Origin of the sequence: Paraburkholderia sp. GAS82 (assembly GCF_050436285.1) — a bacterium.
GTDB lineage: Bacteria > Pseudomonadota > Gammaproteobacteria > Burkholderiales > Burkholderiaceae > Paraburkholderia > Paraburkholderia phenazinium_B.
Window position 1 is genome coordinate 1 of the sequence record NZ_JBNDLX010000020.1, and the last position, 21,803, is coordinate 21,803.

21 protein-coding genes and 1 rRNA gene are annotated in these 21,803 nt (G+C 60.2%); 16 read left to right on the forward strand and 6 right to left on the reverse strand.

Features of this window, described 5'->3' with window-relative positions; translation table 11 throughout:
• The 6 genes from rrf to cyoD all read left to right on the forward strand — a co-directional run.
• A 5S ribosomal RNA gene (gene rrf, locus P3T17_RS37045) occupies positions 1–85 on the forward strand; the annotation flags it as partial.
• Positions 86–680: 595 nt separating this feature from the next.
• Positions 681–2,228, forward strand: a complete 1,548-nt coding sequence (locus P3T17_RS37050) for a complex I subunit 4 family protein (RefSeq protein WP_429411898.1) — start codon at positions 681–683, stop codon at positions 2,226–2,228.
• A 317-nt stretch (positions 2,229–2,545) separates the two neighbouring features.
• Positions 2,546–3,439 carry a ubiquinol oxidase subunit II gene (gene cyoA / locus P3T17_RS37055; RefSeq protein WP_074266424.1) on the forward strand — a complete coding sequence of 298 codons (894 nt, stop codon included), beginning with the start codon at positions 2,546–2,548 and terminating at the stop codon, positions 3,437–3,439.
• A 3-nt stretch (positions 3,440–3,442) separates the two neighbouring features.
• Positions 3,443–5,437, forward strand: coding sequence for a cytochrome o ubiquinol oxidase subunit I (cyoB, locus tag P3T17_RS37060; RefSeq protein ID WP_429411900.1), 1,995 nt, complete (start codon positions 3,443–3,445; stop codon positions 5,435–5,437).
• Complete coding sequence (gene cyoC, locus P3T17_RS37065) at positions 5,437–6,042, forward strand: cytochrome o ubiquinol oxidase subunit III (RefSeq protein WP_074266422.1); 606 nt, start codon at positions 5,437–5,439, stop codon at positions 6,040–6,042. The genes cyoB and cyoC overlap by 1 nt, the downstream gene beginning before the upstream one ends.
• Positions 6,043–6,375 (forward strand): cytochrome o ubiquinol oxidase subunit IV, encoded by a 333-nt coding sequence (gene cyoD / locus P3T17_RS37070; protein ID WP_074266421.1) that lies wholly within the window; start codon positions 6,043–6,045, stop codon positions 6,373–6,375.
• A gap of 61 nt (positions 6,376–6,436) precedes the next feature.
• Here the strand turns inward: cyoD and P3T17_RS37075 are convergent, their stop codons facing one another.
• A complete protein-coding gene (locus P3T17_RS37075; protein ID WP_074266420.1) occupies positions 6,437–7,465 on the reverse strand; it encodes a LacI family DNA-binding transcriptional regulator in 1,029 nt (342 codons plus the stop codon).
• 366 nt (positions 7,466–7,831) lie between these two features.
• Here P3T17_RS37075 and P3T17_RS37080 point away from each other — a divergent pair, with 366 nt between their 5' ends.
• From P3T17_RS37080 to P3T17_RS37110, 7 genes are all read left to right on the forward strand, one after another.
• Positions 7,832–9,073: an ABC transporter substrate-binding protein gene (locus tag P3T17_RS37080; protein WP_074266419.1), complete on the forward strand. Its 1,242-nt coding sequence runs from the start codon at positions 7,832–7,834 to the stop codon at positions 9,071–9,073.
• 93 nt (positions 9,074–9,166) lie between these two features.
• Complete coding sequence (locus P3T17_RS37085) at positions 9,167–10,075, forward strand: carbohydrate ABC transporter permease (protein ID WP_074266418.1); 909 nt, start codon at positions 9,167–9,169, stop codon at positions 10,073–10,075.
• A 9-nt stretch (positions 10,076–10,084) separates the two neighbouring features.
• Positions 10,085–10,936, forward strand: coding sequence for a carbohydrate ABC transporter permease (locus tag P3T17_RS37090; protein ID WP_429411902.1), 852 nt, complete (start codon positions 10,085–10,087; stop codon positions 10,934–10,936).
• Between the two features lie 88 nt (positions 10,937–11,024).
• Positions 11,025–13,007 carry a beta-galactosidase gene (locus P3T17_RS37095; protein ID WP_429411905.1) on the forward strand — a complete coding sequence of 661 codons (1,983 nt, stop codon included), beginning with the start codon at positions 11,025–11,027 and terminating at the stop codon, positions 13,005–13,007.
• A gap of 75 nt (positions 13,008–13,082) precedes the next feature.
• Entirely contained in the window at positions 13,083–14,378 is a 1,296-nt protein-coding gene (locus P3T17_RS37100) for a sugar efflux transporter (protein WP_429411907.1), read from the forward strand.
• On the forward strand, positions 14,378–15,217 hold the full coding sequence (locus P3T17_RS37105; protein WP_429411909.1) for an AraC family ligand binding domain-containing protein: 840 nt from the start codon (positions 14,378–14,380) through the stop codon (positions 15,215–15,217). The genes P3T17_RS37100 and P3T17_RS37105 overlap by 1 nt, the downstream gene beginning before the upstream one ends.
• Positions 15,218–15,310: 93 nt before the next feature.
• A complete protein-coding gene (locus P3T17_RS37110; protein WP_074266413.1) occupies positions 15,311–15,721 on the forward strand; it encodes a DUF2000 domain-containing protein in 411 nt (136 codons plus the stop codon).
• A 107-nt stretch (positions 15,722–15,828) separates the two neighbouring features.
• Here the strand turns inward: P3T17_RS37110 and P3T17_RS37115 are convergent, their stop codons facing one another.
• The 3 genes from P3T17_RS37115 to P3T17_RS37125 all read right to left on the reverse strand — a co-directional run bounded on the left by P3T17_RS37115 (position 15,829) and on the right by P3T17_RS37125 (position 17,502).
• Entirely contained in the window at positions 15,829–16,452 is a 624-nt protein-coding gene (locus tag P3T17_RS37115) for an ABC transporter ATP-binding protein (RefSeq protein WP_429411911.1), read from the reverse strand.
• Positions 16,453–16,574: 122 nt separating this feature from the next.
• Entirely contained in the window at positions 16,575–17,351 is a 777-nt protein-coding gene (locus tag P3T17_RS37120) for an SDR family NAD(P)-dependent oxidoreductase (protein ID WP_429411913.1), read from the reverse strand.
• Complete coding sequence (locus P3T17_RS37125; protein WP_429411915.1) at positions 17,308–17,502, reverse strand: hypothetical protein; 195 nt, start codon at positions 17,500–17,502, stop codon at positions 17,308–17,310. Before P3T17_RS37125 ends, P3T17_RS37120 begins: the two co-directional genes overlap by 44 nt.
• Positions 17,503–17,559: 57 nt before the next feature.
• Between P3T17_RS37125 and P3T17_RS37130 the strand changes: the two genes are divergently transcribed.
• Positions 17,560–18,150, forward strand: a complete 591-nt coding sequence (locus P3T17_RS37130; RefSeq protein ID WP_429411917.1) for a TetR/AcrR family transcriptional regulator — start codon at positions 17,560–17,562, stop codon at positions 18,148–18,150.
• A 112-nt stretch (positions 18,151–18,262) separates the two neighbouring features.
• A complete protein-coding gene (locus P3T17_RS37135) occupies positions 18,263–18,661 on the forward strand; it encodes a PaaI family thioesterase (protein ID WP_429411919.1) in 399 nt (132 codons plus the stop codon).
• 60 nt (positions 18,662–18,721) lie between these two features.
• Here the strand turns inward: P3T17_RS37135 and P3T17_RS37140 are convergent, their stop codons facing one another.
• Positions 18,722–20,164 carry an alkaline phosphatase family protein gene (locus P3T17_RS37140; protein ID WP_429411921.1) on the reverse strand — a complete coding sequence of 481 codons (1,443 nt, stop codon included), beginning with the start codon at positions 20,162–20,164 and terminating at the stop codon, positions 18,722–18,724.
• 403 nt (positions 20,165–20,567) lie between these two features.
• Between P3T17_RS37140 and P3T17_RS37145 the strand changes: the two genes are divergently transcribed.
• A complete protein-coding gene (locus P3T17_RS37145) occupies positions 20,568–21,482 on the forward strand; it encodes a CHAD domain-containing protein (protein WP_429411923.1) in 915 nt (304 codons plus the stop codon).
• Between the two features lie 37 nt (positions 21,483–21,519).
• Here the strand turns inward: P3T17_RS37145 and P3T17_RS37150 are convergent, their stop codons facing one another.
• Positions 21,520–21,741, reverse strand: a complete 222-nt coding sequence (locus tag P3T17_RS37150) for a hypothetical protein (RefSeq protein ID WP_074266406.1) — start codon at positions 21,739–21,741, stop codon at positions 21,520–21,522.
• Between the last annotated feature and the right edge of the window lie 62 nt (positions 21,742–21,803).

Genomic DNA, 21,803 nt, shown 5'->3' on the forward strand with positions numbered 1-21,803 from the left:
CCTTCCCATCCCGAACAGGACCGTGAAACGACTCCACGCCGATGATAGTGCGGATTACCCGTGTGAAAGTAGGTAATCGTCAGGCTCCCTAGCAGCATCAGAAACCCCACCCCGCAAAGGTGGGGTTTCTGCGTTTACGGAGACGCCATCAATAGCAACGTTCACCATCTGGGTTCCGAAAGCATCCGTGCAAACGCATCAACAAAGAACCAGGATTGACGAATAAGCTGATAAACGTTTCTGTAAGCTTTCCGAATATCGAAAACAGATTTCTTTCTGTTTGTAATGAATAACTAGCCTTCCGCCGCGCCAGCTCCCAGCCTTACCAAACCATTCAAACCGCTTCCGCCGTGCACCAAAACAGGACGCTCTTCCACGGAACACGTCCAAAATTTGTGCAAACGCACATTTAGTGTTAAGCACGCAACACCGAAGTCCACAATAGAGTCTACCGACTACTGCACTAATTACTTAACACCTGTTTGCGGCGCTGCAAAAATCTTAATTTCAGGTTATGCTCGTTAACCCTTGATGCCTATGCGTCATTTGGACACGTTGACCTGGCCCCCGAATCAAGCGTTGTACCCGTCAAATGAAGTCGAAATGTAATATAAATTTCAATGCTTTCAGTTTGACGGTTTTGATCCGGACGTTTTCCTGCTTCAGTCTTTAAAGAATAAATGCAATCCGCACCGCTTCTAAGCCTTCTGATCTGGGTCCCCATTGTGGCGGGCATCATCGTTCTGCGAGTGGGTTCGGGTTCGCCTGGCCGGGCTCGTTGGCTCGCGCTCATCGGTGCACTTGCCGGCCTCGTGCCTGCGATCCCGCTGGTTGCTGGTTTCACGAACGGGTTGCCGTCAATGCAGTTCGTGGAGAACGTGAAGTGGCTGCCGTCGTTCGACATTGCGTGGCACCTGGGCGTAGACGGGATCTCGTTGTGGCTGATCGTATTGACTGCACTGACGACGGTCGTGATCGTGGTGGCGGGCTGGCAATCCATCACGGTGCGCAGCGCGCAATACTTCGGCTCGTTCCTCATGTTGTCGGGCTTCATGCAGGGCGTGTTCAGTTCGCTGGACGGCATGCTGTTCTTCATCTTCTTTGAAGCGACGCTGATTCCGCTGTACCTGCTGATCGGTACGTGGGGCAACAAGAACCGCTCGTACGCCGCGGTCAAGTTCTTCTTCTTCTCGCTGATCGGCTCGCTGATGATGCTGATCTCGATGCTCTATCTGTTCGCGCAGACCCACAGCTTCGACCTCGAAGTCTGGCGCAACGCGCATCTGGACTTCGTGCCGCAAGCGCTGATTTTCCTCGGCTTCCTCGCCGCCTTCTCGGTGAAGGTGCCCATGTGGCCGGTGCACACCTGGCTGCCTGACGTCCACCTCGACGGCCCAACCGGCGCCGCCGTGATGCTCGGCATGCTGAAGATCGGCGGCTACGGTCTGCTGCGCTTCGCGTTGCCGATCACCCCGCAAGCCAGCCACTTCTTCGCGCCGGCAATGATCACGCTGTCGCTGGTCGCCGTGATCTACTCGAGCCTGCTCGCGCTCGTGCAAACCGATATCCGCAAACTGCTCGCTTACTCGTCGATCGCCCACATGGGTCTCGTCACGCTGGGTCTGTTCATCTTCAATCCGCTCGGCCAGGAAGGCGCGATCATGCAAATGATCTCGTACGGCGTCGTGTCCGGCGCCATGCTGCTGTGCACGGGCATGTTGTACGACCGCACGCAAAGCGGCTCGATCGACGCCTACGGTGGCGTCGCCAACACCATGCCGAAGTTCGCTGTCTTCGTGATGCTGTTCTCGATGGCCAACGTCGGCTTGCCGGGCACGGCAGGTTTCGTCGGCGAGTTCATGGTGTTGATGGGCGCGATCGGCTTCAACTTCTGGATCGGCGCAATTGCTGCGCTGACGGTGATCCTGAGCGCCGCCTACACGCTGTGGATGTACAAGCGCGTGATCTTCGGCGCGATCGCCAATGCACGCGTCGCGAAGCTGACCGACCTCGGCAAGCGCGAGTTCGTCCTGCTCGGCGCAATGGCGGTACTGGTACTCGCGATCGGCATCTATCCGAAGCCGTTCACGGATGCAATCAACCCGACGTCGACCAGCCTGCTCGCGCAGACCAGTCGTCCGGCACAACCGGTCGAGTCCGCTGCTGTCGAGAACGCAGAGCATTTGCAAGCACGCGCTGCGGTAAACGCAACACACGCGCCGGGTTGAGTGCATTGATTGTGTAGCTGCGTCGTGCCGCTAACACGATACGACGCGCTACCTGAAGCGCGTGCGATCGCGCAGATGTGCGGTCGTTACTTGCTCGCGGTCCATAGCTGAAGCAGTTGTTTTATCTCTTGATGTACGGCAAGCGCCGATCATGTGCGCAGGATTGTGCGGCAACGTGTCACACACTTCACGCTCGCAACAGATCGTTGCAAAAATCGCTGTTTATAACGAGATAGCACGGCTTTACTATGCGACCGCTTACTAATGGAGAGCGGTCGGATGTTGTTCGTCACAGTCGTAAAGAGCAGGCAATCGATATGAAAGAAAAAACTCTACGGGGGGCGATGAGCACAGTCGCCATTGGCCTGGTTGCGCTGCTCTCGGGCTGTAGCAATCTCGATCTGCTGAATTCCAAGGGCAGTGTGGGAATCGCGGAGCGTAACCTGATCGCGACGTCGACATGGGCCATGCTCATCGTCGTGATTCCGGTCATTGCCATGACGCTGCTGTTCGCCTGGCGCTATCGCGCGTCGAACAAGAGCGCCGAATACCGACCCACCTGGTCGCATTCCACGGGCATCGAGATCGCGATCTGGACGATTCCGACGCTGATCATCCTGTTCCTCGGCGTACTGACGTGGAAGAGCACGCACGAGCTCGATCCGTACCGTCCGCTTGAATCGAGCGTGAAGCCGATCAACGTCGAAGTAGTCGCACTCGACTGGAAGTGGCTGTTCATCTACCCCGATCTGGGCATCGCGTCGGTCAACCAGCTCGCGCTTCCCGTGGGCACGCCGGTCAACTTCAATATCACGTCGGACTCGGTGATGAACTCGTTCTTCATCCCGCAACTCGGCGGCCAGATCTACGCAATGGCAGGCATGCAGACGAAGCTGCATCTGATCGCGGATGAGCCAGGCGACTACGCCGGCGAGTCGGCGAACTTCAGCGGCAAGGGCTTCTCGGACATGAAGTTCCGCGCGATCGCCTCGTCCCCGGAAGAATTCAACGCGTGGGTTGCCAAGGTGCGCGCATCGTCGGACCGCCTCGACATGAACCGCTACAACGTCGTGTCGCAGCCGGGCGAGAAAGCGCCGGTCACCTACTTCTCGTCGGTCGATCCAAAGCTCTTTCACAACATCATTGCCCGCTATAACAACGGCAACGTCATGGATATGAAAGACGATAGCAACTGCAAGGCCAAGGGGTAACGCATGTTCGGTAAATTAACCCTCGACTCGATTCCGTACCACGAGCCGATCATCATGTTCGCCGCGGCCCTGATGGGCATCGGCGCGGTTACGGTGCTCGGCGCCGTGACATATTTCGGCAAGTGGCGCTACCTGTGGACCGAGTGGCTCACGTCGGTCGACCACAAGAAACTCGGCGTGATGTACATCGTCGTGGCGATGATCATGCTGCTGCGCGGCTTCGCCGACGCAATCATGATGCGCACGCAACTGGCGATCGCGTATCACAACCCTGGCTATCTGCCGCCGCATCACTACGACCAGATCTTCTCCGCGCACGGCGTCATCATGATTTTCTTCATGGCGATGGTGTTCATGGTGGGTCTGATGAACCTGATCGTGCCGCTGCAGATCGGCGCACGCGATGTGGCGTACCCGTTCCTGAACTCGCTGTCGTTCTGGATGACGGCAGTCAGCGCCATCCTGATCAACATCTCGCTCGTGATCGGTGAATTTGCTCAGACGGGCTGGCTGGCATATCCGCCGCTGTCGGAACTGCAATTCAGCCCAGGCGTCGGCGTCGACTATTACATCTGGAGCTTGCAGCTCTCGGGTATCGGCACCTTGCTCACGGGTATCAACTTCTTCGTCACGATCGTCAAGATGCGCGCGCCGGGCATGACGTTCATGAAGATGCCGGTGTTCACGTGGACCGCGCTGTGCACGAACGTGCTGATCATGGCTGCGTTCCCGATTCTGACGGTTACCCTGGCGCTGCTCGGCCTCGACCGTTACCTCGGCATGCACTTCTTCACGAATGAAGGCGGCGGCAACGCCATGCTGTATCTGAACCTGATCTGGGCGTGGGGCCATCCGGAGGTCTACATCCTGATCCTGCCCGCGTTCGGTATCTTCTCCGAAGTCATTGCGACGTACGCGAAGAAGCCGCTGTTCGGCTACAAGACCATGGTCTACGCGACCTGCGCGATCATGGTGCTGTCGTTCCTCGTGTGGCTGCACCACTTCTTTACGATGGGTTCGGGCGCGGACGTGAATGCCTTCTTCGGCATCGCGACCATGATCATTGCGATTCCGACCGGCGTGAAGGTTTTCAACTGGCTGTTCACGATCTACAAGGGCCGCCTCGAGTTCTCGACGCCCGTATTGTGGACGCTCGGCTTTATGGTCACCTTCACGATCGGCGGTATGACCGGCGTGATGATGGCGATTCCGGGCGCGGACTTCGTGCTGCACAACAGCCTGTTCCTGATCGCTCACTTCCACAACGTGATCATCGGCGGCGTGCTGTTCGGTTATCTGGCTGGCTTCAACTACTGGTTCCCGAAGGCATTCGGCTTCAAGCTGAACCAGAAGCTCGGCAAGGCCTCGTTCTGGTTCTGGCAAATCGGTTTCTGGATCGCTTTCCTGCCGCTGTACGTGCTGGGCTTCATGGGCATGACGCGCCGTCTGAATCACTACGACAACCCGCAATGGCATCCGTGGCTGCTGCTGGCCGAAGTGGGTGCTGTGCTGATCGCAATCGGTATCGGCCTGCAACTGCTGCAGATCTTCGTCAGCATTCGCGACCGCAACCTGCCGCAGAACCGCGACGTTTCCGGCGATCCGTGGGATGGCCGTACGCTGGAATGGTCGACCACGTCGCCGCCGCCGGTCTACAACTTCGCTATCGTGCCGACGGTGCATGAGCTGGATGCGTTCACCGACATGAAGCAACGCGCGAAGACCGACAAGACCAAGCCGGTGTACCGCGACATTCACATGCCGTCGAACACGAGCGCAGGTTTCTTCATTGCCGCGTTCAGCCTGGTGCTCGGCTTCGCCGCAATCTGGCACATCTGGTGGCTGGCGATCATTGGCCTGGTGGGCGCGATCGGCACGGTGATCGGTCGCAGCTTCAGTAATGACAACGGCTACTACATCCCTGCCAGCACGGTTCAGGCGATCGAAGAACGTCGTAGTGGCGCTGGCGAAGCGCTCGAACTGGCAGAGGTGGATTAATGTTGACGAAGACTCATCTGGCGCACGAGGTCCACGACGCGGACCACGTGCCATCGCAATCGGTGTTCGGTTTCTGGCTGTATCTGATGACCGACTGCATCATCTTTGCCTCGCTGTTCGCCGTGTTTGCGGTGATGAGCCACCAGTTTGCCGGTGGCCCGAGTGGCAAGGATCTGTTTGAAATTCCCGGCGTTGCACTGGAAACGGCCGCGCTGCTGCTGAGCTCGATTACCTACGGCTTCGCGATGATCGGCGCACACCAGGGCAAGAAGGGTGTGCTGCTCGGCTGGCTCGCGGTGACGTTCCTGCTCGGTGCATCGTTCCTCGTGCTTGAACTGCGCGAGTTCTCGCACCTGATCGCGATGGGCGCAGGTCCGGACCGTAGCGCGTTCTGGTCGTCGTTCTTCACGCTGGTCGGCACGCACGGTTTGCACGTGACCTGTGGCCTGCTGTGGATGATCGTCCTGAGCGTGCAGGTGATCCGCAGTCCTGAACTGACCGAGCGCGAACTGACGCGCCTGACGTGCCTGAGCCTCTTCTGGCACTTCCTGGACATCGTCTGGATCGGTGTCTTTACCTTTGTCTACCTTACGAGTGTGATTTAAATGGACCACGCCCATACCGCTCACTCGGGTGAAAGCCATGGCAGTTTCGGCAGCTATACGGCCGGCTTCATCCTGTCCGTCCTGCTGACCGCTGCGGCGTTCGGCATCATCATGACCGGTTCGTTGACCGGCCATAGCGCAGTGCTGGCAATCGCCGGACTGGCGTTCGTGCAGATCATCGTGCACCTGGTGTTCTTCCTGCATATGAACACTTCGTCGTCACAGCGCTGGAACGTGATGGCGTTTGGTTTTACGGTGCTGACCGCCGTCATTCTGATTGTCGGTTCGTTGTGGATCATGCATAACGTCAGCATGAACATGATGTCGCGCTAAGCACACACCGCACGTTGTACAGATAGAACGGCCCCTGCAATAGGGGCCGTTTTGCATTCGGTCACCTCCGACGCGAAGCCTTAGGCGCCGGCGCGGTCGTCTCGCGAATCACCAGTTCCGAGAGCGGCACCTTGTATGCATCGCGTTTGGCTTTGACACCTTCGATACGATCGATCGTCAACGCGACCGCAATCGATGCAATCGCAGCGGTCGGAAATCCCACCGTGGTGAGCGCAGGCCGGAACTGATGCGCAAGGTGGATGTTGGTCAGTCCGATCACAGACAGATCTTGAGGCACGCGTTTGCCGATGTCCGTCGCCGCCTGGATCGCACCGATCGCCATCAGGTCGTTGGTCGCAAACAACGCAGTTAGTTTGGGCTGCTCACCTAGCAGTGCACGGGCAGCTTCGTAGCCGGCCTCGATCGAGTCCTTGCACGAACGAACCTGCACCGCATCGGCGGCGACGCCTCGCGCAGCCAACGCGTCGACAAACCCATGAAGCCGCGTCGATTGCGGGCCGCCGGAACCTTCCCCCAGCAGCGCGCCGATCTTCCGATGACCAAGTTCGTAAAGATGTGCAGCAGCGAGGCCGCCGGCATGGATGTGATCGACAGTGACGCAAGGCAGCGTACGACTTGCCTGAACGTTTTCCCACATGCACAGCACGAGCGGCGAGCCACGCTGGGCGATCTCAGCGAGTTCGCCAGCGCTGACATCGGTGTTCATCACTATGACGCCGGCAGCGAGCGTGCCGGCGATCTTGTCGAGGTACGCGCGTGCGATGGCAGGGTTGTCATCCGTGTTGCACACCAGCAAAAAATAGCCACGCCGGCGCGCCGCGGTTTCAGCTTCCAGCACGAACTCCGGATAAAACGGGTTCGAGATATTCGACAGCATCAACGCCAGCGTGGACGTGCGTCCCTCGGCCAAAGCGCGCGCCGTGAGGTTGGGGCGGTAACCGAGTTCGCGCACGGCCGCCATGACACGTTCGACGGTGGTCGGCTTCACTTTCTGAGGATTGCGTAACACGTTCGATACCGTGGCCGCCGTGACCTGCGCGCGCTGCGCGACTTCGGCGAGCGTCACCATGTCGGGTACACCGCGTCCAGGGTTAACGAGTGTTGGCCGGCGGCAATTGGCTCCGTTTCTAGTGTTTCACCCATATATTGAGACGTTTTGGTAAGGGTTGCGTGTCGGGAATAGCTCGGCTACTTTCACGATTAGCCACAGAAGGAACACATGTTAATTCAAGCGGCAGTTTTTCCGTCGGAAAATTTAAGCGCTTAAATTTTGTGAGTGTTTCACGAACCATTTCAAGAACGTCAACGAAGAAAATGACGAAAGCGGCGATGCAGTAGCTGTAGCACGTCACCTTTCGCTTCACTAGTCGGTTTGCTGTGACCCGGCGGCTGACGCGAGGCAGCTGCCACCATAAATTGAATATTGGAGACGAGCATGAAATTCAGAGCTGGGAAGGTTTTACTGGCCGGCATCGCGTGTCTTGCGATGGCGACCGCGACCTACGTGGAAGCCGCGACGTTGCGGGTGACGGTATCGGCGCGCGGCAATCAGCGTGCGGTGTGGCAAGACGCTTTCGATCAGTTCAAGAAGGCCAATCCCGATGTCGACCTGAAAGTGACCTACGTAGGCGAGGAGGCCTACAAGGTGCAGATGTCCGGCTGGCTCGCAACCGATCCGCCCGATGTGCTGAGCTGGCACAACGGCGAGCGCATGGCCTATTTCGCCAAGCGCGGTCTGCTCGACGACCTGACCGCCGACTGGCAGAAAGACGGCTGGAATCAGACCTACGCCGCGGTCAAGCCGCCTTCAACGTACGCGGGCAAGCAGTATGCCGCGCCGCTCGGCTACGACTCGTATGGTTTCTTCTATCGCAAGGACCTGTTCCAGAAGGCTGGCATTGCCGGCGAACCGAAGACATGGGATGAGTTCCTCGCCGACTGCAAGAAGCTGAAGGACGCGGGCATTGCACCGATCGCCGTGCCGGCCAAAGACTCGTGGACACTTGCAGCATGGTTCGACTACCTTGACCTGCGCATCAACGGCTACGCATTTCACGAGCAACTGATGGCGGGTGAAATCCCCTACACCGACGCGCGCGTGCGCAAGGTCTACGCAACATGGAAGACGCTGATCGACGACAAGTACTTCGTCGACAACGCGCTTTCGTACGACGTGGATTCGGTCAGCCCGCTGCTCGTCAACGGTCAGGCCGCCATGATGTTGATGGGCACGTTCTTCTCTGCCGGCCTGCCCGAAGCGACGCGCGACAAGATGGGCTACTTCCGCTTCCCTGTGATCGACGCATCCGTGCCGATGGCTGAGGACGGTCCGGTCAACATCCTGATGATCCCGGCGAAGGCCAGCAACAAGAAGGACGCGCACCGCCTGCTCGCCTTCATGGCGCAGCCGCAGATCAACGGCGAACTGGCGAAGGGCTGGGGCCAGTTACCGTCTAACAACCAGGCGCCGGAACCCCAAGACCCGATTTCGAAGATCGGTTTCCAGATTCTGTCGAGCACGCCAGGCGGTGTCGCGCAGTTCTACGATCGTGACATGACCAAGGAAATGGCCGACGAAGGCATGAAAGGGATGCAGCAGTTCTACAGCGACCCGAGCCAGATCGACGCGGTCCTGAACCACCTCGAACAGTTCCGCCAACGGATCTATAAGAAGTAAGCTGTGGAGTGTCTGGGTTGCGGTGGCCAATGCATTGCGCCGCAGCTCAGACAAACCCGCATCCGTACGAGGAACCTGAACGTGTCGACCACTATGTCAGACAAAGCGGCCTCAATCGGCCGCGCACGCCAGCGCCAACGAGCACCTGCGCCGCTCAGCCGCCGGCGCAATCGCACCGCGTTGCTGTTTCTGCTGCCGGGCGGCCTGCTGTTCGCGCTGTATGTGATTTACCCGGTGATCAGCAGCATCTTGCTGAGCTTCTATAACTGGGACGGCATGACGGCAAGGGCGTTCGTCGGACTCGACAATTACCGCGAGCTGTTCCACTCCGATACGTTCTACACAGCGCTGAAGAACAACGTCATCTGGCTCGTGCTGTTTTTGCTTGCGCCGCCGTTTGGTCTCGTGTTCGCGCTGTATCTGAATCAGAGCGTGCGCGGCATCCGGCTCATCAAGTCGCTTTTCTTTGCACCGTTCGTGCTGCCGGGCGTGGTGGTCGGGCTGGTGTTCGGATGGTTCTACGATCCGACCTTCGGCTTGCTGAAGCTGATCGTAGGACACGGCATACCGGTGCTTGGCGATCCGCGTTATGTGACCTACGGGATCATTTTCGCCGCGCTCTGGCCGCAGATTCCGTTCTGCATGATTCTCTATCTGACCGGGCTCACCGGCATCAACAGCGAAATCATCGAAGCGGCCCGCATGGAAGGTGCGCAGGGCTTCGCGCTGCTCTGGCATGTGATCTTGCCGCAACTTCGGCCCGCCACTTTCATGGCGTTCGTGCTGACCGTGATCGGCGCGCTACGCAGCTTCGACCTGATTTCGGTGATGAGCGGAGGCGGTCCGTTCGACAGCTCGACTGTGCTGGCCTATTTCATGTACGACCAGGCGATCAAGTATTACCGCGAAGGGTATTCCGCTGCGATTGCAGTGGTGCTGTTCGTGATCATGCTGATCTTTATCGTTTGGCAGTTGCGGCGGCTCGTGCGCAGCGAAACCTGAGGAATCGACATGTATCCGATGCCCGTTTCCCGCTGGCGGCCCGGTAGCCGTCTGCTCTACAAAATCTCTTTGCCTGTTGCGTTGCTGCTGTGGCTGTTGCCCTTGCTCGCTGTGCTGGTGACGTCGGTGCGCTCCAGTGACGAACTCTCCGCGGGCAATTACTGGGGTTGGCCCGAGCATTTCGCATTGGTCGAAAACTACGGCACGGCGCTCACGCAAACGCCGATGCTGCATTACTTCCTGAACAGCGTGCTGATCACCGTGCCCTCGGTGCTGGTGTCGATCTTCCTGGCATCGATGGCAGGGCACGCGCTCGCGAATTACCGCTTTCGCGGAAACCTGGTTGTGCTGGCGATTTTTGTGGCGGGCAATTTCGTGCCGGTGCAGATTCTGATGATCCCCGTGCGGCAGTTGACGCTGGATTTCGGCCTCTACAACACGGTGTTGGGACTGGTACTGTTTCACACCGCGTTTCAGACGGGATTCTGCACGCTGTTCCTGCGCAACTTCATTCGCGCGCTACCGTACGAGCTCATCGAAGCAGCTCGCGTCGAAGGCGCGAGCGAGTGGTCGATCTACTTGCGCATCGTGCTGCCGCTGATACGTCCCGCACTCGCGGCGCTCGGCATTCTCGTCTTCACGTTTGTGTGGAACGACTATTTCTGGGCGCTGTGCCTGACGCAAGGCGATGACGCGGCGCCGATCACCGTAGGCGTCGCCGCCCTAAGAGGCCAGTGGACGACGTCATGGGATCTGGTTTCCGCCGGTTCTGTGCTGGCCGCATTGCCATCGGTCGTGATGTTCTTTGCCATGCAGAAGCATTTCGTGACCGGTCTCACGTTCGGCGCCACCAAGGGATAGCTTTGCGAGCGAGCTTCGATCGCTTGCCACCTCCTTGCGACTCGTCATCACTCAGAACCCAAACCTCACTACGTCTAGCGAGAGCACCATGCATTTAGGAGTTTGCTATTACCCCGAGCAATGGCCGCAGCATCAATGGGAAAGCGATGCGCGCCGGATGGCGGAACTGGGCATCAGCCGTGTCCGGATCGCCGAATTTGCATGGAGCAGGATGGAGCCCGAACCGGGCCGCTACGAATGGGCGTGGCTGGATACCGCGATCGAAACACTGGCAAAACACGGCCTGAAAGTCGTTCTTGGCACGCCCACGGCGACGCCGCCCAGGTGGCTGGTGGAGCTGCATCCGGAGATTCTGCCGGTCAACAAGGATGGCGTCACCCTGAAGTTCGGCTCGCGACGTCACTACGATATCTCGAGCGAGGTGTATCGCGAGCACTGCGCACGCATCGTCGAGCAGATGGTGCAGCGTTACGGCAAGCATCCCGCGGTGATCGCCTGGCAGACGGATAACGAACTGGCTTGCCACGACACCTCGCCGACTTATACGGAAGCGGCCCGCGTGCGCTTCGGCAAATGGCTCGCGGCGCGCTACGGCGAAGTGGCGCGGTTGAACACGGCATGGGGCAATGTGTTCTGGAGCATGGAGTACCGCAGCTTCAATGAAATCGGTTTGCCGAACCTCACGCCCACCGATGCGAATCCGAGCCACTGGCTCGACTTCAGGCGTTTCATGTCGAGCGAGGTGGCGAGCTTCCATGGCTTGCAGGGCAAACTGATTCGCGAGCATGCGCCGGGACGCGATCTGCTGCATAACTTCATGGGCTTTTTCACGAGCTTCGATCACTACGAGTTTGCCGAAAGCGGTCTCGATGTCGCCGCGTGGGACAGTTATCCGCTGCCGCGCACGGAAGTACTGTGGTTCGACGACGCCGAGAAGCACCGCTGGGCTCGCACCGGTCATCCCGACATACCCGCTTTCAACCACGATCTGTACCGTGGCGTGGGCAACGGGCGCATGTGGGTGATGGAGCAGCAGGTCGGTCCAGTCAACTGGGCGCCGTATAACCCTGTGCCGAAAGCGGGCATGGCGCGTCTCTGGACCTGGGAGGCGTTCGCGCACGGCGCCGAACTGGTGTCGTACTTCCGCTGGCGCCAGGCGCCCTTTGCGCAGGAGCAGATGCATTCGGGCATCAACGCACCGGACGACAAGCTGACTACCGGTGGCCACGAAATTGCCCGTGTGGGACGTGAGCTGGCGGCGTTCGACCGGGCAGCCGTGGCTTCAGGCGCAGCGGCGACTGCCGAAGCGAAGCAAGCCCCTGTGGCTTTGCTGTTCGACTACCCGGCAGACTGGATCGTGCAGATCCAGCGTCACGGGGCCGATTTCGATTACCAGCGACTGGTGTTCGAGTGGTACTCGTGTCTGCGCGAGATGGGCGTCGACGTGGACATGTTGCCCGCCACCGCCGATCTAAGCGGATACCGGCTGATCGTCGCTCCCTCGCTACCGGTGGTGCCGGATGTGCTGATCGCGCAGATCCAGGCCGGCCACAGCCACTGGCTATTCGGCCCGCGCACGGGTTCGAAGACCGCGGACTACACAATCCCTGCAACGTTGCCGCCTGGCCCGTTACAGGCCGTTCTGGACGTGCGGGTGGCGCAAAGCGAATCGCTACGTCCGACTCTGCGGCCAGCAGCAAGCTTCGACAACGTGCAAGGACAAGGCAGAAGCTGGCGCGACCATGTAGAAGCCGGTCCTGGCGTAGACGTGCTTGCCTCGTTCGATGATGGCTGGCCGGCGCTCGTGCAGTCCGGACGGGTCCGCATGACGACGGCCTGTTTCGACCCGGCGTTGCAGCGGGCGTTGCTTGAAAGCAGCGTGCGCGACGCCGGCATCGAGGTCGTCGATCTGCCGGAGGGCGGCCGTTTGCGTCGTCTCGGCAACGTGCGCTTCGCCTTCAACTACGGTGAAAAGGCCTGGCAGGTGCCCGCTCCAGAGGACGCACACTTTGTGCTGGGCAGCCGCGAAATCGGCTCATGTGACGTAGCGGCGTGGATCGAAACGCACTGACGTCGGCTGCCGATGTGCTAACACGTTCCAGCAAGCTTTGGCATACTGCCGGTTCACCCGTGTTTCGCGTCATCGATGAACTACTCCCGGCTCCTCAGCCTCACGCGCATCCCGTCCTTCATGTCACTGGCGGGCGCGACCTTGATGCTCGGGGTCGCCATGTCGTTTACCGCTCCGTATCTCTCGCTATTCGGCGTCGAGCGGGCAGGCATGACGCCGCTCAAGCTCGGGCTGTTCATGACGCTGATCGCGGCGAGCGGGGTGGCGGCAAGCGGTTGGGCCGGCAAATGGTCCGACCGCCATGGTCATCACCGCACGCTGCTGCTCGCGGCGCTGGGCGCGGCGGCGCTTGGCTTTCTGCTGCTGTGCTTCGTGCGCGACTACCGGGCGCTCCTGATAATTGGGATAGCGTTCCTCGGCGCAGGCGGCTCGGCGTTGTCACTGGTGTTCTCGTTTGGCCGCGCTGCATTACCGGTGACGAACGAATCCGAGCGGACCTTTGCGACTGCGACGCTGCGCACGGTGTTGTCGGTCGCGTGGGTGTTCGGGCCTTCGGTGGGAGCGCTGGTGTTGGCCGCCATCGGTTTTTACGGGCTTTTCCTGTTCGCGGCGGCGTGTTTTGCCGGCTGCGGCGCGATCATCTGGCGCATGCATGAGGCGCCGGATGGCGAGTTGCACAGCGTGGAGGATCACGTCCCCGGCGACCCGGCTTCGTCGCTCGAGGTCACCACAGTCGAGCCGGAGACGCCGGTCAAGCCCGATCTCGTTCATCCTGCGGCGCCGCCGCGCATGATCTGGCGCTCGGTGCTGGCACTGACGCTCATCGGTCTGGCCGCCAACGCGACGATGATCGTGTTGCCGCTCTACGTCACCCACGGACTGCACGGCACGCGCATCGACGTGTCGGTCATGCTCGGCCTTGGCGCCTTCCTCGAAATTCCGATGATGCTGGCGCTCGGCGCACGTGGCTCGAGTCTGAACAAGCTGCGCTGGCTGGCCGCGTGTGCCGGCGTGCATATGCTGTACTTCCTCTGCGTGGCGGCGGCCGGTTCCATCTCGTTCCTGATTCCGATGCAGGCACTCAACGCTTTCGTGGTGGCCGTGACGTCCTGCCTCGGCATGACCTATGTGCAGGATCTGATGCCGCGCTCGCCTGGCCAGGCTACGGCGCTGTTCTTCAATTCGGCCCGTGTCGGCTCGATCCTCTCGGGTGTGCTATCAGGGTTGCTGGTGGCCGGAGTAGGGTACCGGGGTACGTTCCTGTTCTGTGGCTGCCTGTCGCTAGGGGCATTCATCCTGTTCGCCGATCCGCCGTGGCGGCTTATGTTCCGCTACGTTCAGGACAGGTGGCCGGGTCGCCGGAGAGACTGATGGCCGGGCCTAACTGGGTCGATCTGCGCCAGCACGCCAGCACCGGAATCGAAACGCTGCGCGCGCATTTCGAAGGTCATGCCTACGATCCGCACTGGCATGACGCGTATCTGCTTGGCTTTACCGAGCAGGGCGTTCAACAGTTCGATTGCCGCCGCGCGCGTCTGCAAAGCACGCCGGGTCACGTGTTCATGCTGGAGCCAGGCGACATCCACGACGGCCATGCTCCGGCGCAGGGAGGCTTCACTTACTCGATGCTTTACCTGAAGCCGGACTGGCTCACGCACGAACTGCGGGCGTGGTCCGATGAGGTGCCCGTTACCGGACAGCCGCAGTTTCCCGCCACCTTGATCGACGACATTGCGTTTGCAAGGGCGATTGCAACACTGTTCCGCGTGTTGCGTCGCGCGGAAGAGCCGCGTCTTGCGAGGCAAACGGCTATCGACGGCTTGCTCGAAAGTCTTGGCCGCCACCTCGACTGGCGCTTGCATGGCGAGCGTGATCCGCGCTTGCCCGGCGTCGCACAACGCGCGCGAGATTATCTGCACGCACATTTGCACGACGATATTGGCCTTGATGAACTGGCGATGGCCTGCGACGTCGACCGGTTTCGTCTCACGCGCGCTTTCAAGACCAGCTTCGGGCTTGCTCCGCATGCGTATCTGATCCAGCTGCGGTTGGCGACAGCGCGTCAGTGGCTCGCCCGTGGCGTCGCGCCGGTCGAGGTCGCGCATGCGCTGTGTTTTGCCGACCAGAGCCACCTCGGCCGCTGGTTCCGGCGCGCTTACGGACTGACGCCTGCTCACTACGGCAAGCGTTGCACAAACGTTCCAGACTGAGCGCCAAACCACGATTAACCTTGCACGGAAGGGCCCGGCGGGCGTTGCCTGCACGAGGATGAGTCAAGGTGAAATCGCAAAGGAATGGAACGGATGGAGTTCGATACAAAAGTTGTTCTGGTGGTTCGTGAGGACTTGGCGTCGTGGCAAAAGCTCAATGTCACGGCGTTTCTGGCAACGGGGATTGCCGCGGCGGCGCCCGAAGCGATCGGCAAATCCTACGAGGACGCGAACGGCAGGCACTATGCCGCCTTGCTCGGGCAGCCCGTGATGATCTATGGCGGCGATGCAGCGGGAGTGTTGCGGGCGTTTCAACAGGCCCAGCAAAGAGAACTGACCATCGCGGTCTACGTGAAGGCGATGTTTTCCACCGGCAATGATGACGACAATCGGGCGGCGTTTCGCGCTGAGTCCGTGGACCAACCCGACCTTGTGGGGATCGCGCTGCGTGGCCCGAGGAAGATGGTCGATAAGGCCGTGAAGGGGTTATCGCTGCATCCGTGACGTGTGTGCCGCTGTGTTGAGCCGCTTAAGGGCAGTGAGTGCCTAATGGCGCCTTCGTGCGCGGTGCAGGCGGCCGCCGCTTCCACCGTCAGCGTCACCTCCGCGGCTCAAGCTTTCGCAGCGAGATCCGCGAAACTGACTACCTTCGCTTCGCAAGCGCTCGTCAGTGCCGCGTCGTAGCTCGTGAAAAACACCACACGGTCTTGCCCCAGCAGATTGAACAGTTCGACGAGGACGCCACGCGCAGGAGCGTCGAGGCCGCCGCCCGGTTCATCCGCGATGACGACGGCGGGTTGTCCGATCGACGCTGCCGTCAGGAAAATCTTCTTGCGGGTGCCGAACGACATTTGCTCGAAGCGCTTATCGAGATGCGCAGTAAGGCCGAACCGGTCGGCGAGTTCGAGCACGCGGCTGTCGAGCGCGATCTGTCGTTCCGTCGCTATCCGTTCGAGAAAGTCGCGCCCGATTTCCATCGAACCCGGGAGACAGTCGTCGGGCACGTAGGCAAGCGCTGCTCTTGCCGCGACAGGAGCGCTCCGCAGCGAATGACCGCCGAGCCAGACCTCGCCCGCGTCCGCTTCGATCTCGCCGGCAAGGATACTCAGCAGAATCGATTTCCCGCTCCCGCTCTCATCGTTCAGCGCGACGCAGCCTGCATCGACGCTGCAATGCAGTCCCTGAAAAATGGTGCGTTCACCGTAATGTTTGCACAGGTTCTCGAATCGAAGCATTGATAATCCGGGTTCTCAGACAAAGAAGATTCGCGACGCGGCGGCGAGCCAACGCGCGGGTGCAAGTATAAATTGCGCTTGCGTTCCCGGTTGGCATCGCCGACTACTCTCGCGTTTCTTCCTTAGCCTTTGCGGAACGCCGGTGCGCCCCACGGTGCACCTGTCGAGCCGCCGTCGACGACGATTTCCGCCGCCGTGATTCCCGACGCATCGTCCGAAGCCAGGAACAGCGCCGCTGAGGCGACTTCCTCAGGCGTGGCGAAGCGGCCCATTGGAATGAGCGGGGAGATTGCCTGTTCGGTCTGATCGACAGTTGCCCCGGCGCGTGAACCGCGTGTCCAGATCGGCGTGCGCGTGCCGCCCGGGATCACAGTGTTGACGCGGATGCCGCGCGGCATGAGTTCCGCCGCAAACACCTTTGCCATTCCGGTCACGCCTGCCTTGGTGGCGGAATAGGCCGCCGATCCCGGCGAGCCGAGTTCGCGCATGACTGACCCGTTCAGCACGATCGAGCCACCTGCGCTCATCAACGGCAGCGCTCCCTGCACCGTGAGGAAAACCCCGGTCAGGTTGGTGCGCAGAATCGCCTCGAACGCGGCGGCCGTTGTGCTGCCGAGCGGCGTGGAGCCCGGAATGCCCGCATTGGCGAACACGATGTCCAGCTTCCCGTAGGCTTCCTGAATCTGCTTGAACAGCGAGTCGATCGCTGCGGGATCGTCCAGATCCGCTTGAATGCCGAGCGCGTTTTCGCCCAGCTCCGCCACAGCGGCATCCAGCTTTGCGCGATCGCGCCCCGTGATCGCCACGCGGCCGCCATCCGCGATCAGAAGTCGTGCCGCGGCAAAGCCGATGCCGCTATTGCCGCCCGTCACGAGCGCTGTTTTTCCGGTAAATCGCATGTTCCTTCTCCTGTGTAGTGCGCCGCGAGATCGCCGGCATCGCCGCGTCTGCTCGCATTGCGAAAAGACCCTGTTGAGCGGCGCGGGACAGCGGCCGCATCTGGACATCACGAGCATCGTCAACAGCTGAAATCTGCATGTTGATCATCATGCACAAATTCAGTATGATGATCGTCATTCAGATTGTCAAGCATGACGGAGCAGAAAAATGGGTTATTCACAGGCACAGAAGGCTGAGAGCAGGCAGCGTGTTCTGGAGAACGCGTCGCGGCAGATTCGCGAGAACGGTATCGAGGCGCTCGGCGTGGCCGATTGCATGCGCAGCGCCGGGCTGACGCACGGCGCGTTCTATGGGCACTTCGTGTCGCGCGATGCGCTGATCGTGGAAGCGCTGGAATATGCGCTCACGCAAAGCCGGGCGCGCATCGCCGCGCGCGATAACGATCCGGGCAAGCGTAGCGAGACGCCGCTGCAGTCCATCGCCGAGGCCTTCCTTGATGAACGTCACGTGAACGATCCCGGCACCGGATGTGCGCTGTGCGCGCTCGCGGGCGAAGCGCGACATGCAAACGCAGATGTGCGCGCGCTGTTGACGCGGTATCTGAATGAATTGACCGCACGTGTTGCCAAGGCGGCGCTTCGCGGCGGCGAGAAGTCGGCGCTTGGCATCGTGGCGACCATCGTAGGTGCGATCACGCTGGCGCGCGCAGTGGACGACGATGAACTGGCCAAATCGGTTCTTTCCTCGTCGCTCGCGCTCGTGATGACACAGGACGGTGACGGCGATAGCGTGCAATAGCGCATCAGCGGGCGGTAGCGGCGCGACGGTTTTTTGAGCGTCCGGGTATGCTGGCGAGATCGAGCGAATTCTCAAACGCATTCACGGCATAACGTTCACAAGAGGCCAAAGCATGTCGGACCATCCCATCGACAACCCGTTTCTCGAATCGCTAGGCGTGCGGTTAACGCAATGGCGTGAGGGCTACGCCGAACTGACCATGCTGATCGACGCCAGCAAGCTCAACCGGCAGGGCGTCCTGCAAGGTGGCGCGATTGCCACCCTGCTTGACGCAGCAGCGGGATATGCAGGTATCTTTGCGCCGCCGGGCCAAACCGCGCGGCATGCGTTCACGCTTTCGTTGACCACCAACTATCTCGACAAAGGACTCGGCGAACGGGTGACCGCAATAGGGTTTCTCGAGCGTCAGGGACGTTCGATCTTCTTTTCGCGCGCCGAGGCCTGGGTGGACGAGCGCATTCTGATTGCGAGTGCGCAAGGCACATTCAAGTATTCGAAAACGGCCGGGTAGGCGCCGGCATCTGCCGGGCGCCCCCAGCGCCGAGATCGAAGAACCTGCTTGTCTCCCGAACTAGCTCTGCGAACCTGCCCGATGCGCCAGCCATGCCTGGGTGCGTGACTCGATGTAATGCGCGTACTCCGCGTTGGTCCGCAAAGCGGGCATCTGATGATGCATGCCTCCCTTCGCATCCGGTACCGGCAGTCGCGATACCAGTTCCGCGTGCACTTCCTGCAGGTGCGACGGCTTGTCTGCCGAGGGATTCGTGCCCTTCGACGTGGGCACCACCACGCCGGAAAGTGGATCGTCGGTCCGCGGCGTTTCGAGCGTTAGCGCGTCGCCCACGTCAGGCGCGGCGGCATCGCGGGCCGTGAGAGCAGGCACACCCCAGCGCGTTTCGACCGTCTTCAGGATCGAAGTGTGGTCGAGCGGCGTCGTGCCTGCTGGAACGCGGAACACGGTCCCTGGTGCGATCAGTGGCGAAACCAGCAGCGTTGGCACGCGCAAGCCGAAGCGCGTGAAGTCGAAACCATATTCGCCGGCCGTGTTATCGGGCGGCACGGCGCCCAGCGGCGGCGGAACGTGGTCATAGCATCCGCCGTGCTCGTCGTAGGTAATGATCAGGAGCGTCTGATTCCACTGCGCTTCGTTGCTGCGCAAAGCGTAGTACACGTCGTGGATAAATTGCTCGCCCAAGGCGACGTCGTAGTTGGGATGCTGGCTGTTGCCGGCTGCGTCCCAGCTCGGTTCAAGAAAGCTGTATGCGGGCAGTGTGCCGTTTTTCGCTGCGCTCTGGAAGTCCGTGAAGAGTCCGAAGTGATCGTCGGACGCATTCGTGGTGTCAGGGAAGTTCAGACGTGTGAGTGGCTGCTGGGTGTATCCATAGATGACCCAGCTTTGATTGTGCTGCGACAGCGCGCCGAAAATACTCGGCGACGTAAACGTCTTGGTCTTGTCGTCCATGTGTCCCTGGCTTGTCCCCGCGCACACGAAGGCGCGATTCGGCAAGGTCTCGGTGGGCACCGAACTGAACCACTGGTCGCATACGGCGTAACCGCGCGCGAGTCCTGACAATACTGGCAGCGTCTCCGGTGTGTACATGCCCATGATGTCCGAGGCGACCGTGCCCTTTAGCACGCCCCAGCTCGGCTCCTTCGATTCCCAGCCAAGCGTGTAGTCGTAGTCCGTCACGAAGCCCTGGTTAGTCGCGTTGGCCGGCGACGGCGCGGTGGCCGTGCCAAACAACTGCGAGTTCGTTGCGCTATAGCCTTCGCCTGGATCGGCGCCGGGCTGAAAGTATGCGTTGCTGTCGCTCGACTGAATCTTGTACACCTTCACGGACTCGCCTTTTTTCGAGGCCGGGTTCGATTCGTTGCCGGTCAGGCCGTCGAACGCCTGACCGGAAGGCGATTTGTTCTGCTGGTCCGTATAGAGGAAGCCAAGCATGTGATCGAAAGAACGGTTCTCCAGCATCAGAACGACAATGTGCTGAATCGCGGCAAGCTGGTTAGCCATGGACACTCCTTCGGTAATGTCGTTTGCGGTGCTCGCAATGCAATGCGTGTTTCAGCATGCATGCGTTCCGAGGCTTCGACATGGATGCCCGAAGCAGGTTCGAAGAAATATCTCTGATGTCTTGCGAGGCAAAAACGCCTCATCAGTTCATTACCTTTTGATGTCACACGGCAAAAAATATGGTGCGAATTCAGTGCAGATATAGTGCTGACGGAGACGTAGCAAGCGTGCCGCGCGCGAAGGTGACACTTTTGTTCTCATTGGCGCTCGTGTTCCCGCGTTGTAGGATTGAAGAGGAAATGCGGGCCACGCGCCACACGCGCATCGGTCTGCCTATGCGGAATACGTGAGCCGTGTTGCGCTGTTCTTGTCCTGCTCGCCGTTACAAAAGGCGTATCGAATCATGAGTTCCCGTACCGTGATTGCTGAAACTGCACACATGTACGCGTCGTCTGCAGCGGTCGGCCCCGTCAGCACCGGGTCGGTTTCCGCTGCGATGACGGCTGCCGATGCTTTCGTGCTGCTTGCTACATCGATTTCCGGCGAGGCAGTGTGCCGGGTTCGCAAGCTCAATTCCAGCGCGGGTCCTGAGGACCTCCACAAGCTTCGAGTCGCGCTGCGCCGTTTGCGGACACTGTGGTGGGCATACGACTCCTTGCTCGACGGAAAAGAGGCGAAGCTGCAACGCCGCGAGTTCAAGTCACTCGCCGATGCCGCCGGCCGCACGCGGGACTGGGATGTCTTGCGCGAACTGATCGCCGCAGTGGACGCAGCGGAGAAACATTCGTTTGCCTTGCTGATTGCCGCGATCGATGAGCATCGGGCTCAGGCGTTGTCGTTCAGCTTGCGCGCGCTCGGCAATGCAGGCGTGGAGAGAATCCTGGAGCAGACTTTTGCAGATGCGCGTTTGCACCTCGATGCGCAATGCGCCTCTCGTCCTGTTGCAAGCTTTGCGGAAGAACGCGTGCAAGTAGCCGAAGAAGCCTTGAAGAAGCGCGTCAAACGGGCGATATCGGCAGACGGATCAGACTACGCAGCGCTGCACGAGGTGCGGATTGCAGGGAAAAAACTTCGCTATTTGCTGCAGTTTTTCGCGCCGGTTCTGGAGAGCGGCCATCAGGCCGTGATTGACCGTCTTACAGTAGTGCAAGACGAACTGGGAACGTTGAACGACCAGGTGATGAGCGAAGCGCTGCTTCGCGAGTATGCCTTTCAGTTAGGTGACGCCGGGCGGGTCAAACAGGCCATTGCGCATCTGCAAAGCGAGACCGCGCATCACATGCATCACGTCCACAAGATATTGCATACGATGGCGTAGCGGGCCGACGCCTCGTGCTTGTCCCCGAGGCGCATGCTTATGCCAGTTCGGACCGGCGCTGCTCTCCGTCGTGCTGCCAGCTGTTCGCTACCCGTTCGCCGTCTGCACGTGCCTGTGCTTCCGAGGAAAACAGGTCCTCGCTATAAGCGACTACCTTTTTCCCCGTCCCGTGCTGCCTTTCGGTCGTAAGTGCCCAATGCCAGCCACCATCCTGTTCAAACACATGAAGCGTCAAATCAGGTGAGTGCGGATATGTCATTTATGCCTCCGCAGTTAGGGGGCCCGATGGGCATCTGTAAGCCCCCAAGCTCCGCTCAACTC